The organism is Terrimonas alba (assembly GCF_042434975.1).
GTDB classification, from domain to species: domain Bacteria; phylum Bacteroidota; class Bacteroidia; order Chitinophagales; family Chitinophagaceae; genus Terrimonas_B; species Terrimonas_B alba.
The window spans coordinates 159,083-177,344 of sequence record NZ_JBHMQM010000007.1; the positions used below are offsets into that span (position 1 = coordinate 159,083).

General features: G+C 42.8%; 9 protein-coding genes. All 9 read right to left on the reverse strand.

Annotation, left to right across the window (positions count from 1 at the left end; translation table 11 throughout):
• Positions 1-2 precede the first annotated feature (2 nt).
• Genes ACFEL9_RS19970 through ACFEL9_RS20010 form a run of 9 tightly spaced genes read right to left on the reverse strand, consistent with a single transcriptional unit; the run spans position 3 to position 18,227 of the window.
• On the reverse strand, positions 3-2,816 hold the full coding sequence (locus ACFEL9_RS19970; RefSeq protein ID WP_385893917.1) for an alpha-L-rhamnosidase: 2,814 nt from the start codon (positions 2,814-2,816) through the stop codon (positions 3-5).
• Positions 2,813-5,647 carry a glycoside hydrolase family 2 protein gene (locus tag ACFEL9_RS19975; RefSeq protein WP_385893919.1) on the reverse strand — a complete coding sequence of 945 codons (2,835 nt, stop codon included), beginning with the start codon at positions 5,645-5,647 and terminating at the stop codon, positions 2,813-2,815. Before ACFEL9_RS19975 ends, ACFEL9_RS19970 begins: the two co-directional genes overlap by 4 nt.
• Positions 5,644-7,239, reverse strand: a complete 1,596-nt coding sequence (locus ACFEL9_RS19980; protein ID WP_385893920.1) for an MGH1-like glycoside hydrolase domain-containing protein — start codon at positions 7,237-7,239, stop codon at positions 5,644-5,646. The genes ACFEL9_RS19975 and ACFEL9_RS19980 overlap by 4 nt, the downstream gene beginning before the upstream one ends.
• A gap of 38 nt (positions 7,240-7,277) precedes the next feature.
• Positions 7,278-9,089, reverse strand: coding sequence for a sialidase family protein (locus ACFEL9_RS19985; RefSeq protein ID WP_385893922.1), 1,812 nt, complete (start codon positions 9,087-9,089; stop codon positions 7,278-7,280).
• Positions 9,090-9,137: 48 nt separating this feature from the next.
• On the reverse strand, positions 9,138-10,064 hold the full coding sequence (locus ACFEL9_RS19990; protein WP_385893924.1) for a glycoside hydrolase family 43 protein: 927 nt from the start codon (positions 10,062-10,064) through the stop codon (positions 9,138-9,140).
• Between the two features lie 5 nt (positions 10,065-10,069).
• Positions 10,070-11,446: a glycoside hydrolase family 140 protein gene (locus ACFEL9_RS19995; RefSeq protein WP_385893926.1), complete on the reverse strand. Its 1,377-nt coding sequence runs from the start codon at positions 11,444-11,446 to the stop codon at positions 10,070-10,072.
• Positions 11,447-14,485 (reverse strand): DUF6298 domain-containing protein, encoded by a 3,039-nt coding sequence (locus tag ACFEL9_RS20000; RefSeq protein WP_385893928.1) that lies wholly within the window; start codon positions 14,483-14,485, stop codon positions 11,447-11,449.
• A 47-nt stretch (positions 14,486-14,532) separates the two neighbouring features.
• Complete coding sequence (locus tag ACFEL9_RS20005) at positions 14,533-16,179, reverse strand: pectate lyase family protein (protein WP_385893930.1); 1,647 nt, start codon at positions 16,177-16,179, stop codon at positions 14,533-14,535.
• Positions 16,180-16,223: 44 nt separating this feature from the next.
• Entirely contained in the window at positions 16,224-18,227 is a 2,004-nt protein-coding gene (locus ACFEL9_RS20010; protein ID WP_385893931.1) for a RagB/SusD family nutrient uptake outer membrane protein, read from the reverse strand.
• Positions 18,228-18,262: the final 35 nt, after the last annotated feature.

Below are 18,262 nucleotides of genomic sequence, written 5' to 3' on the forward strand. Positions count from 1 at the left end.
TCTTATTGATTTGAAGTTTGCCTTTTCTTTTCTTCTTCTTTATATATCCCAAAGATAGCCGGGGATTGACTTTGAAAGTAATAACTGCCGCTCCCGATTTCGAACACGGCAGATCCCTTTTCCATTTTTATAAACCTGATATCGCTTATTTGTGAAATCGCCTGCCCTGATTCTTTTACAAAAGCCACATCATCGGCAGGGATGTATACCGTCGCTTTTGTATTCGCCGGTATGCTGACCGACCATTCAAACTGGTTGGTATTCTTTCTCCAGTTGCTTGCAATTAATCCATGCAAACTTTTGTAGGATGCATTTACAATATTCAACCCGGTTGGAATGGATGGCTTCATGATGATTTTTTTAAATGCCACATCGGTTTTATTGCTGCGGATGCCTGCCAGATTTTCATAGAACCAGGTGAGCAAATCACCGAGTAACATCACATGGTTCTGGCTGTTCATACCAGGGTTAGCCGTGTTGCCATTCCACAACTCCCAGATGGTGGTGGCGCCATTCGCTGACATATAGCCCCAGCTTGGGTACGTATTATTCGATGCCAGTGTAAAAGCAAGATCCGTATGATTATACTCTGTTAATCCACGCATCAGCCACTGCGAACCTATGAGGCCCGTGCTGATATGATTTTTATTATCAACTTCAATTTTATGTTTGATCTTCTCAAACACAACTTCCCGCAACGAATCGGGACAAATGCCAAAATACAAAGGCAACAGGTTTGCTGTTACCGTATTGTTGGAATAGGATTGCTGCTGCGGATTATAAAATGTCTTTTGAAAGCTGGTGCGGATACTATCACCCAGCGCCGCAAACACTATTGCGTCTTCTTTGTTGTTAGTAAGTTGGGCAAAGCGCTGCATATACGAAAGCAGTTTGTAGTAATAAGCCGTGGCAATGAGTTTGCCATCGGTTAAACGGCTGGGATCTTTTGCATGAATGAGCCCGGGGCTTTCAGGCGGCACACACCAGTCACCATATTTATCACGGGTGACAATGTAATTCTTCATGAACTTCTCCTTCATGTACATCATCCATTTTTTCATCGAAGGATAATGTCTCTGAATGGGTGTGATATCGCCAAATTGATTGTACAGGTTGTTGCTGATAAAAATATAAGCAGCCGGCCACGTTACATCATCGCTGTAATAATTCCAGAAAGCAGGTGCCACATCGGGAATGCTTCCCTCTTCTGTCTGACTATCTTCAATATCCTGCATCCATTTGGCATACAATGCTGCATTGTTGAATACATAACCTTCTCCTTGCGATCCAACGGTACGGTCACCCAGCCATGGCTGGCGTTCGTTGCGTTGCGGACAATCAACCGGCATGCCTTTGTAGTTTGATGCAATGCCCCACCATGCATTTTTATAAACAGCATTGACGGTGGCGTTGGATGTTTCAAACGAACCGGTTGTTTCCAGGGCATCATAAACTAATTGTCCTTCAAAATTGTCAAGCGTTGGCACACCGGGGAATCCACTCACTTCCACGTAGCGGAAACCATGATACACAAAGGAAGGGCGCCACCCCCTGTCTCCCAGAGAAACATTACCGAACGTATAAACATCTGTTACTTTCGCATCCCGTAAGTTGGCAACAAACAATTCGCCGCTTGTTTGCAGGCTCTCTGCAAAACGCAAGACCACTTTGTCACCCTTTTTCCCGTTGATGTTTTGCAATTTGATCCAGCCTGAAAAGTTCTGCCCCATATCCAGGATATATTTTCCCCCGGGAAGCTTTCTGATAGAGAGGGGTTTGATGGTTTGCATCACTTTCATCGGTTCGCTCATCTGTGCAATCATCTTTCCCTTTGGCGCTTCCACTATTTGGGGCTGCATCCATTTATTATCGTTAAAGCCTGCAATTGTCCAGCCAGTAAATTCTTTCCTTGCATCATACTCTTCACCGTCATATTCATTATTGGTGCGGATGGGGCCATCCACATTCAGCTTCCAGCTTTCGTCGCTGATGATAGTTTTCTTCGATCCATCAGTGTATTCAATTTCCAGCTGCAACAACAGTTTCGGATAACCGAATGTATTATGCTTATGCATTTTGTAATTCTGCCGCATGGTAAAAAATCGTCCGTTACCCAATACAGCTCCAACTGCATTTGTTCCTGCCTTGATCTGCGTAGTTACATCATGGGTATTGTAGAAATAAGTTTTACGGTAATCGGTGGGGTTAGGCGCCAGCACCTGGTCACCGATTTTTTTACCGTTGATGTAGAGTTCATACATACCCAGGCCGCAGATATAAACCGTCGCCCTTTTTACAATTGAAGCACTTTGAAATTCCCTGCGTAAATATCTCGCAGACAATCTCGACCATTGCGTAATGCTGTCCCATGTCGATGCTTTATCATAGCCAATCCATTTTGCTTTCCAGTCACTCTCATTTAATAATCCTGTGGACCAGTAAGCCATTTCACTCCAGTGTGTTTCTCCTTTTGTTGTAAATGCTTTTACTTTCCAGAAATAGGGCTTACCACTTTGTAAAGGCTGACCGCTATAGCTGATATGGATGGATTGCGATGAACAGATCTTACCGGAGTTCCATAAATCGCCTTCATTACTATTGAGTTTTTCTTTGCTCGAGGCGACAAGAATGTGATAAGCCGTTTGCTCTACATTACGTTCGGTTGATTGCAACTGCCAGCTAAGTCTTGGAGAAGTGACGTCGACACCCAGCGGGTTGTTCAACATTTCACAGCGGAGTCGCTGAATTGTTACCTGAGCAGCTATTGGCTGTAGCGATGAAAACAGGCAGGTTATTATAATGATGTATTGTCTCATTCTTGTTGATCGGCTGAAAAGTTGAAATATAAATTCAGTTGCAAAGCCCTTGACGGATCTTTTTCGTAATCGTAAAAAATATTCTTACTGCCCATGGGGCCCGTTGTTTCGTTGCGTTGTGTTTTGCTGCCGATACTGCTGATGCCCTGCAGGAACGAAATATCACCCGAAGGAAACAGCGGTTCGTAATTGTGCCACTGATCGGTTTTCCATGCCGGCGTAAACAAACGAAGGAACAGGCTTTCATTTTCCGTTACTATCGTAAAACGATTCGTTTTTGTAAAGAAAGTGCCCCCATAGAAATTAGAATGATAGCCTTTGAACTCAGGATAGATCCATGGAGCTTCACCTGTTTCCGTGTTGTTGTAGGTTTTAGTCCATACACCAAACTGGTTTCCTTTCATACGGTTTTTCCAAACACGATAAGGGCCATCACCCATGTACGTAATAGATTGAATTTCTTTTTCGGGGAAGGAGAAGTTAACACCGGCGAAATTGGTGAAGTAAGCCGAAGGGAAATACTTTATTTCCAGCTTGATCCAACCCGACGGATAAACGGTCCACTTCAACGTGTTGTAACTTTCTTTCTGGTCGAAAGAAGATTCAAGTACAAGGTTGCTTCTTTCTTTGTACTGTTTGAATGATTTGAAATTGTTCACTCCTTCCTGCAAAACCGGACCGTTGTTGAATGGCAATTCTCCTTTTCCATTCTTTACCGACACTAGTAACCCATTGTTTTTATTCAGCACAACCGTTACATCTTTTACTTTTATAGTCAGCAATGAATCTGCATCTGTTGTATTGATATTATTATTTCCTTCTTTCGCAATCATTCTTGCACCAACCAGTTTTGGACTGCTGATGGGAAAACTCCAGGTAAACAACTCCCGTTGATAGCGATCCTTCACGGTTACATACAACACATCATAATTTTTCCAATCAGCTGGCAGCTGCAATTGTACCGTCCCTTTTGCGCCGGGCTGAATATCAGGAGCTATTGCTGTTCCGACTATTCTTTTTGATGTTTCGATCTCGAATCGTTTCAGCTTCCAGCTGAAAGCGCATTCTTTGATGTTGGTAAAGTGATAACGGTTTTCAATATTCAGCTTGCCATCAAAGGCATCGGTGATTTCCCTGCGTTCAAAATAAACCGGGCTCCACACTTCTTTAATGGTATAAAAACTTGCTTCTTTTTCGTGATGTGGGCCTACGATACCATCGGCTGCACGATGCTTATCGGTATCGAGTGAATCGTTTTTATCTTTTCGTACCACTGCATTGTCTGCAAAGTCCCAGAGAAAACCTCCTGCACTTAATGGATTGTGCCACATTTTTTCCCAATAATCTTCAATACCTGCACCATGACCGCCATCAAACTGTCCATGCAAAAACTCTGTTGGCATGACAATCTCTTTGCCGCTTTCGTAGTTGCCGATACCGTAATTGTATTCACGATAATGCTGTGTATCAAAACCGCCGAACAATTGCCAGGGATGCACAACAGGTCGCTGTTGAATATCAAATTCAGAAAAATATTTATCAAGATCAAAATTGTGACCACCTTCATTACCATTTGCCCAGAAGATGATGGAAGGATGATTCACATCATGATCGATCATTTCTTTGAGTAGCTTCTTTCCTGTTGGCTCATCGTAACTACCATGCCAGCCCGCCAGTTCATCCATTACAAACAAACCCAGCGAATCACATACATCCAAGAAATGATCATCGGGCGGATAATGACTCATCCGCACTGCATTCATGTTCATTTCCTTTATCAACAACACATCTTCAACGCTGATCTGTTTGCTGGTAGTTCTCCCTGTCTCAGGGCGAAATGTATGACGGTTCACGCCTTTCATCTTCACCTTCACACCATTGACATAGATGCCATCCCGTTGTTTTAATTCTACTGTGCGGAAACCAAATTTTCTTGAAACTTCATGCAACAGTTTATCCTTACTATAAATTCTGAATACAGCAGTATATAAATTCGGGAATTCAGACGACCATTGATGAACGCCTTTGCAATCAGTTTTAATTCCGTATTGATTGCTAAACTCACTAACCTTTACTTCGCTTTTCTTTACCAACTTGTTGTTCTGATCAAGCAATTCAACAGTTAAAGCAGTTACATAACCATCACCTTTGGCCTGCAATTTTGCAGAAAAACTACCATCTGCTTTCGCATCAATTGCGACGTGCTGAATGTGTTTTTGTGGCAGCACTTCTAACCACACCGGACGAAAGATACCGCCGAATATCCAGAAATCAGCTCTTCGCTCTGCTGCATTCACCGATTCATTTGCTGAATGCTTAGCAACAGTTACTTCCAACAAGTTATTCGATCGGTATTTCAACAGTTTGCTAATATCATATTTAAAAGCATAAAAAGCTCCCTGGTGTCCAGAGCCAGCTGACTTACCATTTAATTTTACTTCTGCATCTGTCATCACCCCGTCAAATACGATATTGATGACTTTGCCTTTCCAGTTGGCAGGCACATTGAAACGATATTTGTACAACCCTTTTTCCTTTCCCCGTACACTGTCCTTTGCAAAACCATAATCGTATTTGCCAAAGCCCTGCAATTCCCAGCAGGAAGGCACGGCGATCTTTGTCCATTTGCCTGCATTCATGCCGGCGGTGCAAAAGAAATCCCACTGCACGGTTTGATCACTTCCTGTGCCGGAGAGATAAACTTTTTCTGTTTGTTGCGGATAACTATATACCGGTAAGAGTAACACAAAGAACACAAAGAAACACAAAGCACACAACGTTGTGAACCTCGTGTTATACTTTGTATCCCTTGTGGTAGAAAAAAAACTCATAATTTCCCAACAACTTTTTCCAGCTTCAACGACGAAGCCACTTTCTTTCCGTTCACCCAAATACTCAAACCTTTCCCTTTTTTATACTTTTTTCCATCTTCATCCCAGATGATGGTGACGATCTTGCCATGATACAACACGTTATCCAAACAAAACCAATCCCATTTGTCATCCGGCAACAATGGATGTACTTCAACGAGGTCATCTGCTCTGGGACGCAAGCCAGCCAACCCACTAATGATCAAATCGTTGAATGTTGAATGGTTGTAGTAGCGGCTGCGTTCTTCATCACCCTTTAACCAGTAACCGGTCTTCTCATCAAGGTATTCACCGATATATGGACGGCCGCGATAGTATTGCGACTCCACATACGTATTCAGCAAACTGAGGTAATCGCCATCCGCCACATAATTCTGCTGATAATTATTCAACAAATTCGCCATGCCTGTTAATGTTTGTGCAGTGGCAAAAGGCCATACAGCTCCATCCCATTCGCATTTGCAGCAACCATGCGTACGAAATGAAGGATGGCTTCTGTCTGCCGTAGTAATGCCAAATGGCGCACAGAATGTTTTAGTGTCCATCAAACTTTTCCAAGCCACACTGTAAGTACTATCAGGCATATTGAAATACCAGGGAATAAACCCGATCTCTTCTTTTACATTCGACAGCGTATCACCTTTTTCTTTCCTCACTTCAAAAAACAAATGCTGCGGATGCCAGAGCAATTGCTGCGTGAGTTGTTTGATAGAATCGGCTTTACGATTGTACAATTGCATCGCATCTTCCTCTTTGTTTAACCGTGTTATCGCAGCTAAAGCTTTTGCATTGCCAAACATATAGCCATTGATCGATGAGCGGGGATTCTTTTCATTGCGTCCGCCGCTGATGGTTTCCTCCATCGCATCACGCACATCAAATTGCCAGAACAAACCGCTTGAAGCTTTCTTTTCCTGCTCCCAGGCCGCGAAATCTGCTTTCAGATCAGGAAGCATATCCAATAAAAACTGACGGTCGCCATTAACGAGATAACGGTTGTAAATAGCATCAATATTCCAACTGCTGTAAAAGCGTAATTTCTTTAATGGCTTTCCGCCATTACCCCGATACCATATGTGCAGGTTGTTATCCATGTAGGTTTTATCGTGCAGCCATCTTGATTCGTAAATATGATGCCCAAGACCGCTGGAGATAAGATTGTATTTATCGGCATAACTGCGTTGAATCAAAAATTCGGTAAATACAAATCCCTTTTCCGTTTTCTTAATATGCTTGCGCAAAGTCCACCAGCGGTAATAAAAGATCTCTTCAAAATTCTGTTGCGGACATTCAAACAAGGGAATGTTCTTCTTCATCCACTCCCAGCTCTGTGCATTGGGAATCGCCTGCTCAATATTCGGTTCCTCCATTGTGTTGAAATAGTCGACGTAATGTTTGAACTGCTCCTGTTTGAGCACAAGTGGTTTGAATTGGGCAGAAGAGTTGAACCACAAAGACACAAAGGCACACAGAAACACAAAGGATTTATTTCGTTTCCTTTTCAGTTGTGCTCTTTCAACTATACCTAAAACTTTCGAGATTCCGTATTTCATCTTTATCATCCTTCAAATCTTATGAATCCTGGTTCAGACTACTTTGTTTTTACTGAATGAATAAAATAAGCAGCCTCTTTCGCCCTTGCATTGGCATTCGGCAAATCATAATCCTGGTCGGTTGGCGTGTCTGCATTCGGGAAACGACGCACTTCACCCGTTCTGAACAATAATCGTTCTACCGATTCTACCGGTTGAAAAAAGACATTCAATGACGGCTTGCCATTATTCACTGTTACCGTATAGAAACGTGTAGTAGTATTCAGTTCAATTTTTATAGCAAGCTGCTCATCGGCGTTGTATTTGCCGAGGCTCTTGTTGCGATAACCTTGCTTCGTCAATAAATTTCCTGTTGAATCGAGAATAAGACGCAACGTGGCTGTACCCTTTTTATCCAGCAGTTCAATTTGCAGATCACCTGCACTATTCTGCCTGGCTGTAATCGTAAACTCAACTACCACATTCTTTGATTCAGGGAAAAGACGTTCTGCTTTGGCATAATCAAACGGATCGCTGTCGTGCAGGGCCAGTACTTTCTGGTTGTTATAATTCTCTACATTCACCCTGCACCAAAGCGGGCTATAAATATTCCACTCATTCATCTCCACTCCTGCAGGCAAGGTATTGAACACCTCGTTTACATGTGTGGTTACTTTCTCTTTTACCGGAACAGGAATACGGCTCACCCACATATCTTCCTTGTTCATGCTATAGGTTATCCACATGTTTCCATCAGCAGGTTTGCCATCCATTTCCTGGATGCCACGTACATATTGCGGACCATAACTTTTATAGGCACCACCATAACGCATGGAAGTGATCTCGCCATTTACCAACAAGAGGTTTTTATAATTCAATCCATCATCACTTATGCTAACAGCTAAGGGCCAACGAAATTCAGAAGGATTATACACCGTAGCATATTTACCGTCCCCGGTTTTCTGTCCCCAGATCTTTGCATTCGCATTTACAAAGCCCGGTGCCCGTAGCGGATTGTATTGCCAGGTTCTTCCTTCATCTTTACTGATACTGGTTAATGCATATTTCCAAAGGGCCACCACGTTGCCATTGGGCAAATGATAATAGTTGAATGCTTTGAAATCTTTTTGCAAGGGAATCAACGGATCATTACGATCAGCTTCTTCTACAGTCTGCATCATTAATAAAGGTGTGCTCAGAATTTCTTCGCAGGCTGCAACAAATCCTTTGTCTTTGGATGATTTATAAAACGGGTACGAAGTATTCTTTTCGTTGAATGCATGATTGTACCGGAGAAAATAGACAGGACCGAATGAACCATCTGCTTTTATTTCACGAATAACACGACCAATTCCATTTCCATCATTCGGGTCATCCTTCTGACCTAACACGATACCATAAAACGCCAATGCAAAAAGACGTTTTGATTTTGCAGTATAGAAACCCATTCGCTGATGCATCACTGCATAAGTATTCTTTGCCGTATCAGTCTTTCCTTCTTTTACAAACCCATCGGGGATTTTATACGGCGGAAAAATCACAACAGGATGAGTCCAGTTGTAGCCATCCTTTGATGTTTGCAGTAAAGTTTGTCCCGGCGGGATATGTTCGCCAATAGGATCGCTTAAATATTCCAGAAAGAATGTATTGTCCCAGTAAGCCAGCATTGGTGCATGATTATAGGTCCATGAGGTAGCGCCTGTATCGGCACGGTTGGCCCGCATGGTTTGAATATTGTGTACACCAACCGCAGGTGATAATTGCCCGTGGTGATAATCGACGTTGGATAAAGTTGTGCCGTTGTAACGCACTGTATCCTGTGCCGCAGCACTCAATGCACCTAACAGAAATATGCTAAATAACTTCTTCATTTCTTTTTGTACCACAAAGGCCCGAAGTTGCAACGAAAACGCCTCGTCTTAGTGAATCTTCGCGACTTTGCGTCTTAGTTGTTTTAAATATTTTCTTTTTATTGTCAAAATCGACCCGTGCTTATGTCCTTCCGGAACTCTTACTGTCGTTGTCACATTCTCAAAACGCACAAAATCTTTTGTTGCAACCGCTTCATAAATTTTCTTTTGGTACGAATCAAAATAGATCAGCCACTCATCTTTCAGTTTTACCACGGTCGGACCTTCGGTAAAAGAATCCGAAAATGGTTTAGAAATATTGGTCCATGGACCTAGCGGCGAATTACTGAATGCCACTTTAATATTCCGCTCAGGCCTGGTGTTATCTTTTAACAGCAGCACATAATCATCTTTCTTCCTTTTTACGATCACCGCATCAATTACACTGAACTTCGGATCGAAAAACAATTTTGTTTCACTGAAAGTTTTAAAATCGGGTGTAGTGGTTACATACATGCGGTGATTGTTGCTGTCTTCTTCAATGCCCCGTTCAAACCTGCCGGGAATACAGCTTGCCCAGATGATGATGTATTGTTTAGCCTCATCATCGTAAAACAATTCCGGCGCCCATACATTTACCGTAGTTGGTTCACTCTTCATTACCGGAATAAACTGTTGTCCACTCCAATTCAATAGATCTTTTGATGAAGTATAACCAAAGCCAAGATCACCCCGCCAGCTGCTTGTCCATACCAAATGAAATGTACCATCCGGCCCCTGCACCATCGATGGGTCACGCATGACTTGCTGGTTGCCCACTTTCGGTTGTAAAAGAACTGTATCAATATCGGTCCACTGTTTTCCATCATAGCTGTACAACATCCGTAACCCCTCATTCGCCGGTTCGTGAAACGAAGTAAACAGGTATGCTTTGTTTGAACAGGAAGCAAACAAAATGAGTAATGAACAATGAATAAAGAGTGCCCTCAACCACATACTTATTATTTTTCAAGGATCAATACCCAATCATTTCCGTCCTGCTGTTCACCGGGTGGATCAAAACTCGCAATTGCTTTGTTTTTGTATCCCGCAACAACCTGCTGTTTTCCTGTATTCGGACTATACCAGTTTGCCTTCGCCGGCGCAAACTTCAGTTTCGCTATATCCACTTTAAAGTTTCTTCCGTTGTGCACATAAAATAGAGCATAACCGTTTCCTCTTGTTGCGGCTACACGATCATAACGTTCGCCACTGTCTACCACTGCATCCTGTGCAGGCACACGATCGAAATAAGATTTGCTCAGCATCAGTTTTTTCAAATAAATCATTTGGCTCGCACCGGGCGAATAGATAGTTTGTTTCCAGTTCATGGTTACGCCGTAGTTCGCTGTCCAATCGCCCATCTTGTTAAACTGCATGGTTGCATTCTCCCCATAGGTAAAACCGGCACCTCCTGCAAACACACTCCAGTATGCATAGCGACGCAGATCTGCATCTTTCCAGCGTGGTTGCAAACTATCGTGCAATCCATGCGGGATATTTTCATAAGAAGGTTCCCCATCCATTGTAGGCTTTATCGGTTTGAGTTGATAATCTACGTTAACAAACTTCCAGTTGTCTTCACCGTAATGATTGGTTTCGGTACTAACGGTATCCTGCGCATAATCTTTGTGACCGCTCTGAAACATATTAAAGTCGAGCCATGCTTCATTATGGAACCAGTCGCTGGAAGAAGTACGTCCCCGTGGATGATAAGTCACCAAATGTTTGGTGTCATATTTCTTCAATGTTGTGCCGATCACTTTCCATACATCCATCCCATCTGTCCCTTTTACATCGCCGCCATTGAGCCAGATGATATTGGTTTTGTTTTTATAACGGTGGGCTAAAAACTTTGCATAAGCTTCCCCCTGCTGCACATTTACTTTTCCAGCTTTTACATTACTGCCCCACACCGGCACCATCGCCATGTATATGCCACGCTTCGCCGCTTCATCCACGATAAAATCAACATGATCCCAATAATCGTAGGCATCGGCATTTTTATAATCACTTCCCGGCGTTACATTGGGCCTTGATGCATCTTCGTTGATCAAGGCAGAATCGCCATATACATTCTTTGTATTATTCATGTCGTGCAGCACCATTACCTGCACCACATTAAAGCCCTGCTGTTTTCTTGTTTCGAGATAATGCACAGCATCTTCACGGTTACACTTTACAAATAATAACCAACCGGTGTCGCCCAGCCAGAAAAACGGTTTCCCATTTATTGTTTGAAAGAACCGCTTATTCGCCGACACTTTCAACTTCGGCAGTTGTGCGTTTATAAAACTTACGATGAATAAACAAAATATCGTCGATCCTTTTTTTATCATTTATCTTCTTTCCAGCTTTTTGGTTACTGTGTTATAAATAATACTGTTCTTTCCATTGCTCAATACATATTCGTTGGCGTTGGTTGATGCAACAGGCTTCATGGCTGCGGCAGCATTTACAATGTCTTTATCAATATTCTCAGGCAACACCGGCATGCTGCCACCCGCCATCAATACCGCCATGCCAAACTCAGAATAATTATCGCCGCTATACACAACAGCTTTGGCTGGATACTTTTTGCGGTATTCTTTTACTGCACGATAAACTTGTTCGAAACTTGTTTTCTTTGGTTTCAATAAACGTGCATGCTGACGGGGAGCAAGATTTTGCCCACCCATTGGCGCATACGCAGAACCATCGGCCTGGTAATGCCAGTAACGGATATCAATCAAATCAACAACCACAGCATATGCAGGAATGCTTAAAATAGAATCCTGTACATCTTTGGTTACACTCAACCCGATGATCGGATGCTTGCCTGTTTCTTTTTCCCATTCACGGATTACATCGAGCCAGAATTTTACAAAATGAACAGGACCTGTGTATTCTTCCCCGATGAGTTGAATAACGCCGTTGTTGTCTTTAAAATTATTTAGACACTGGCGGATATATTTTTTATGCAGCTCTCTGCGAACAGGATTCGAAATATCATAAAATTGTTCTGCATAAAAAATGCGTTTATCACCCGCATAATTCACGGGCTCCACAAACCCGGTATTGTTGATATTGTTCGCCGTGCGCCAGGGAAAATCGGCATAGTGTGCTCCTGCCTCAATAATGTTGTGCTGGAAATAATTCTGATGTACAAGCACTAAACTGTTCTGATCAGCAAGATCAGCAAACTGCTTCAGGCGGTTCCAGTAAAACAAGTTGTACTTCGTTAAATCGTACCTGCTCAAACCATCCCACGCTGTTTCTTTACCGCTTCTAGCAAAAGGTAATTCATAAAATGGTGGCCATACTTCACCATCCATACGACGAATACGTTCATGATCATCTCTTCTCCTGTCGTACCACAAACCATAATTATGTTCAATCGCAACATAATTGGTCGCTTTCATCTCAGCCACCACTTCATCCAAATTATCCGTCAATCCTCTGCCACTGCGGCCGGGAACATAACGGGTAATGTGCGGCCTTGCCTGTTGCAGGTCTTTTCCCTGTACACCACCACTCCACCATTGTACGCTTATACGTTTACCGGTTACTAATTCACTGCCTCTAATTAACACTCCATTCTTGATTTGCATTGCAGCCCCCTCACTCCCCGAAGGGCGGATTTTAGACTCCGCTTGCTTAACAAGTCTATTAAAGTCTGAAACACTTAAAACTGTGTCATTACTATAAGATATTGGAATAGTATTTCTTTTACTTGCTTGCGCTATCCATTCCTTTAATTGCATTCTTGGCTTGCCAGCTTCTTTCGTTAACTCCATCGCTGTTTCAACCGACGGACTGCTGCTTGCCTCTGTCGGTACATTCAACAATTGTGCTTGTTGATCGATGTTTTTATTCAACCGTTCACGCAGCTGTGCGTAGTATAAACTTCGTGGTGTGATGGTATTGTTCGATTCATTCCAGTAACCATCGCCTGCAAACTGGCTCCAGCTACCGAAGGCCCAGTTTTGTGCAGTTGGAGGTTGGTAACAATCGATGCGAGCCGCACTGCAGTTCCAGAATAAACTGTTAGCTGCCGCCCAACCTGCACCATTGCCATCCTGTCCACGATTACCGAAACGCAGGGCATTGCCATCTACACTCACTACATCAAATAATACGCCGCTTGCCCAGCTATCGATAGCACCACTGAAATTATACGGTAAGACGGATTCACATTGTACAAATGCATTGGGGCCGGGTGCACAAAAACCAACGGCAAAATCATGATAACCATTTTCCGCATAACACCGCTGAAACAAGGCTTGCTGACCAGTCGTTAAAAATGTGTACCGACGCTGACCGCCGATTTCCGAAACAGGCGCTAAGGAAATGCAATCTTCAACGGTAATTCGTTTGGATGTTTCCAGCACACTTACAGCACTTCCTGCGAAATGCTGAAAGTTCACCTGGCGTACCCAGCAATCTTCTGCTCCTTCGATATTGATAGCATTCCAGCGATGATCTTCATCTTTTAGATTTGTCCTATCATATGTTGAAATACAATGCAGATTTTCTACACCGCAGTTATTAATGTGGTCATCATTGTTATAAAAATAAATCGTACCGCCGCCATAAGTTGAATCGAGTGCAGTTGTAAGTGGTGCATCAATAGAAACAGTATTACCTTCTATTTTGGTAATGGTACGATCAAAGAACAAATCCCTGTCGCCGGGTTTCCATCCCAATGCAGTAATGCCACCACCAAAATGATCGGTTCCTAATAATTTGATCCAGTTGGCTGTTGAAGGGCGATGGATGATAATTTTATTCGAATGTTGCTTGATATTGATAGAGGGATCTATATGAAAGCTCATTGCATTCACCGGCACGTATGCGTCAGTTATTTTAATACCTGTCATTTCACGATTGATAGAATTCTTCCCTATGATCTTTATTAATGCCAACCGTCCGGTTCCTGCACCAACAATGGTTGTTGCGTTTACGCCACTGCCACGCAGCACCACGCCTGATGTTGTGATGCGTAACTGGCCGTACACTTCATAAGTTCCTTTCTGCAACAACACTGCTCCACGAAAGCCATTCGCATCGACAGGTAATGAAGCCACATAATCCAACGCCGATTGAATACGCAATGTGGCATCACCCTTTCTTACGGGCACTATCACTTTCACTTCTACATTCGGAATCGGCTGCTCAGAAGCTTTGTAACCGCAATAGGAAAAATCAGGAACGCGGTTGCCCAATGAATCGGTGGTATAGGAAAGGTGACTATTTAAAAAGGCAAGAGGAGGCGTAGGTTTTGCCTCCTTCTGTGCCGAACTGCTAAATGAAAAAATAAAACCGAATATGCATGTCAATGCTGCATGAGAAAAAAACTGCCTGCTACAAAAATTCCTGATAGATATGATAATCTTCAAAGCGTTTTATTTTATCTGCTAAAAACTGCATTAAATCTACTGTTAATTTAAAAAGCTTTTAATGACTCAGCCGGTTTTACATGTTGCAGGCTTACCACACTATTCAAATAATTTTCAATATTGCTATAACCATTCGATGCAATCTTTCCGGCATCTGCAGCTTCTTTTGGATTCAATTTGTTTTTAGCCTCCCAATCATCAGGAAGACCATCATTGTCACCGTCTTTGTAAGCTGTTCCTTTATATTCAGGATAGCCACCTACCTGGGCAGGATCTGTGATAATACCGATCTTATAAGAATCAATGGGTAAACGACGATGCTTAAATTGCGAGGTTGGCAGGACAACATTGGGACTATAAGTGATCTTACCTGTCCTGACCTGTTCAATAATTCTTGCATCTACGGCATCCCTGCGGGGTAACGTCGCTCCTGCATTGGCCAGCACATAGGTTTTAGCATTTGAAGCATCAATGATTGTCAGCGCCGGCATGGGCAATGGCTTGCTCCATTTAATATCCTCAGTATACTCTCCTGCATTCGACATCTCTTCTATTTGCACACCACCATTCCAATTGTCTTTTGTAATCTCCGGGTAACCTTCCATGATATTTCCATTCACATAAGCTCTGCCATAATATTTTTCTTTCAACTTACTTCTGCCGCTTTCCGGTTTCAGGATACGATGCCCCACATTATTTTTCGGGGTGGCCGGGCCGGGCTTGAAGTAATTATTAATGATATTGTATTGGGCACGGTAGTCACCGCCATCGATAGAACGATGGACCCAGTTAAAAACGACATTATTTACAAAATTGAAAATACCGTTCCAGCCGATAGAAGGGTTACGTCCTGCATTATTGGCCCAAAGGTTTCGCATGAAGGTGCAATTTTCGCCACCCAGTGTGCTGCCAAAGGCATGATTCCAGGTATCCAATGCTTCACCAAAAATGGAATTTTGAATGGTAATATTCACCGTGCCTAATTTTTGTTCCTGTGTTCCTGTACTATCGTTGTACATGTGACGATACATACTCATGTTTTCGTCCAAACCCCAGGTAGCACTCACATGATCGATCATGATATTGCCAATGGGATTACCGCCAATCGCATCGTCTCTTCTTCCCACCCAGGTTTCGCCGCGGCGAAAACGCATATACCGGATGATCACATCATGTGTGTTGATCCAAACACTTTCACCTGCGATGCATACGCCATCACCGGGAGCTGTTTGTCCTGCAATAGTGATATAAGGTGCACGGATAATAACAGGAGTTTTTATCCTGATAATACCCGCCACGTTAAACACCACTATTCTTGCACCACCCTGTTCACAGGCCCAGCGAAAACTTCCGGGCCCATCATCGTTCAAATTAGTTACAACGATCACCTTACCTCCACGGCCACCGAAGCTATATTTACCACCGCCTTCGGCTCCCGGAAAAGCAGGAACTGATGCTTGCGGCAGATCGTCAAAACGGGTGGCCCAGGGTATATAAGGTTTCCCTTTTCGTGCTTCTTCTTTTATAATCGGGTAAGCAATATTCCAGGCAGAATCAGAATGTTTTCTTGCTGCGGTTAACAATGAATCGGCAGCCCTTTGTACATCGGAAGGTATTTCCGGGTACTGAGCTTTTACATTTGAAACGGCCAATAAAACTGTCGCTGCCAATAAAATTTTCTTTGCTTGCTTCATTGATATTGCTTTTCGGACTTTTCTTTTTGTTATTAACTATTTCATTATTGCAGGGGATCGAATGCGCCCTGTCCTGTTAGTCCATCCCAGTCTTTTGTTTGCTCGAGGTAGGAGGAGCTGTTCAGGATACTGCTATTAAATCCAAAGAAGTAATATTGATTGAACCATTTGAATTTCCAGTCATCATTTGTCGGGTCAATATTATCTCTTTCGCTTACTACGAAATAATTATCATACAGGTAGTCAACATACGCATTATATGCTGATGTATTCGCAAATACGGAATCCCTGTTAATTAAAGGCGCATTGCCTGTTGCTGGCTTGATCAACGGATCGGCTGACTGCGCAGCTACGTAGGGAGTTCCGTCCTGTTTTTTCACTGTGATGTAATAGCCCGTCCTCCTTGAATCATTCAAAGGATCAACTCCGAGTCTCGTGCAGGTGCCATAATCATTGTTAAAGAGCATCCAGCGCCTGAGATCAAAGAACCGTTTACCTTCATAGGCAAACTCGACCTTTCGTTCGGCCAACACGGCTGCAAATAATTCATCCCTGCTCACTGCATTGGCCAGGCCAAAGGCTCCATCAAGATTTTCAACACCCGCTCTTTCGCGAATTGATTTTATCAACTCTAATCCTTCAGACAATTTGCTTATCCCAATTGCGGACTCCGCCAGGTTCAGTACCACTTCTGCAAAACGCATTTCCATATAGTCTGTACCGCTATATTGAAAATTGCCAGCCGAATTATTGGCAGATGGAGATGTTGCTTTTGCTAAATAAATGCCACTGCTATTTGCTCCCAGGGTTTCAGTCTTATTAGAGGGAGTTGTTTCCGAGGTGTTTTTCCACCAATAATAGGTCCATATTTTATAGTTATTGTTTGCCTGGTAAGGCCAAATGGCCCCATTGTAGGCAAAGGTTTTATAAAACCGGGGATCCCTGTTCTTATAAAATTTATTTGCATCATAAGTGTAAGTAGAAGCACCGGGCATCTTCCCGTCCTTCATTGGAAACGCATCTACCATTTGCTTTGTTGGAGATAGGGAACTACCGCCATTTATTGCCTTGGGGCGACAAGCCTGTTCCCAACCGTTATTTTTTAACTGACCGCTTGAGTTTGAATTATTGAATCCATATACTATTACTGCTTCAGGATTGTTTACTTCCTTAAACCACATGTTTCCCCATGCTTTACCATCGGTAAAACCACCATCAACGAATAAACCAAAACCATTTGCTTCCAGCAGGGTCTTAGCAGCAAGGTTTGCATCATAGGCAGCTTGCCAGCGGGTTATGTCATCGTTTCTGTTAAATAAAGGGCTGGCCCAGGTTAATAAAACCCTTCCTTTGAGAGCGGCGGCTGCGCCACTTGTAATTCTACCCCAATCACCACCTTCCCATTTGCCAGGTAATAAGCTTATTGCTTTATCAAGATCACTTACAATTTGTGCAATGCAATCAGATGTTTTGTTGCGCGGAATTTGCAACGAGCTGGTTCCCTCGGTAGTAATCGGATCCTGGGGTTCCAGTACCAGGGGTACACCCCCATACAATCTTATCAAATCAAAATATTGCCAGGCCCTCCAGAAATACATTTGGCCTTTGAGCGGATCAGTCACACTTGTTTCTAATCCGTATTTGTCAATGTTTACTAAAAAGGTATTGATTTGCTTCATCCTTGTCCAGGTATTATTGGCGATACTACCGGTAAGTGGTGAACCAAAATATCCCAGTGCATGATTGTTTAAATAAGATACGGATGACCAGGTAGGTTTATTCCAATTCGTTTCACCCGGAAACTCTTCAGTGGTCTGGGCAAATTGAATATTGCCTGTTGCCAGGTTCCACGAGAGGGACTGGGAATTGTTTGTAGCTAAAAACAATCCGTATACATAATCAACATAGGCATTTGCCAGTAAGGGATCCTTAAATACTTCTTCATTAACACCTGTGAGATCTCTTTTTTCTTCGAGGAAGTCTTTTTTGCAGCCAGCAGCAAAAATCATTGAAGCCGCAACTGATATTATTAAAATTTTCTTTTTCATTTTTTGGGGTATTTTTTTACCGGTTGTTTTGATCA

Bases quoted from the DNA above. Each gene is read 5' to 3' on its own strand.
- ACFEL9_RS19970 (WP_385893917.1), bottom strand. From the start codon at position 2,816: ATGAGACAATACATCATTATAATAACCTGCCTGTTTTCATCGCTACAG.
- ACFEL9_RS19975 (WP_385893919.1), bottom strand. From the start codon at position 5,647: ATGAGTTTTTTTTCTACCACAAGGGATACAAAGTATAACACGAGGTTC.
- ACFEL9_RS19980 (WP_385893920.1), bottom strand. From the start codon at position 7,239: ATGAAATACGGAATCTCGAAAGTTTTAGGTATAGTTGAAAGAGCACAA.
- ACFEL9_RS19985 (WP_385893922.1), bottom strand. From the start codon at position 9,089: ATGAAGAAGTTATTTAGCATATTTCTGTTAGGTGCATTGAGTGCTGCG.
- ACFEL9_RS19990 (WP_385893924.1), bottom strand. From the start codon at position 10,064: ATGTGGTTGAGGGCACTCTTTATTCATTGTTCATTACTCATTTTGTTT.
- ACFEL9_RS19995 (WP_385893926.1), bottom strand. From the start codon at position 11,446: ATGATAAAAAAAGGATCGACGATATTTTGTTTATTCATCGTAAGTTTT.
- ACFEL9_RS20005 (WP_385893930.1), bottom strand. From the start codon at position 16,179: ATGAAGCAAGCAAAGAAAATTTTATTGGCAGCGACAGTTTTATTGGCC.
- ACFEL9_RS20010 (WP_385893931.1), bottom strand. From the start codon at position 18,227: ATGAAAAAGAAAATTTTAATAATATCAGTTGCGGCTTCAATGATTTTT.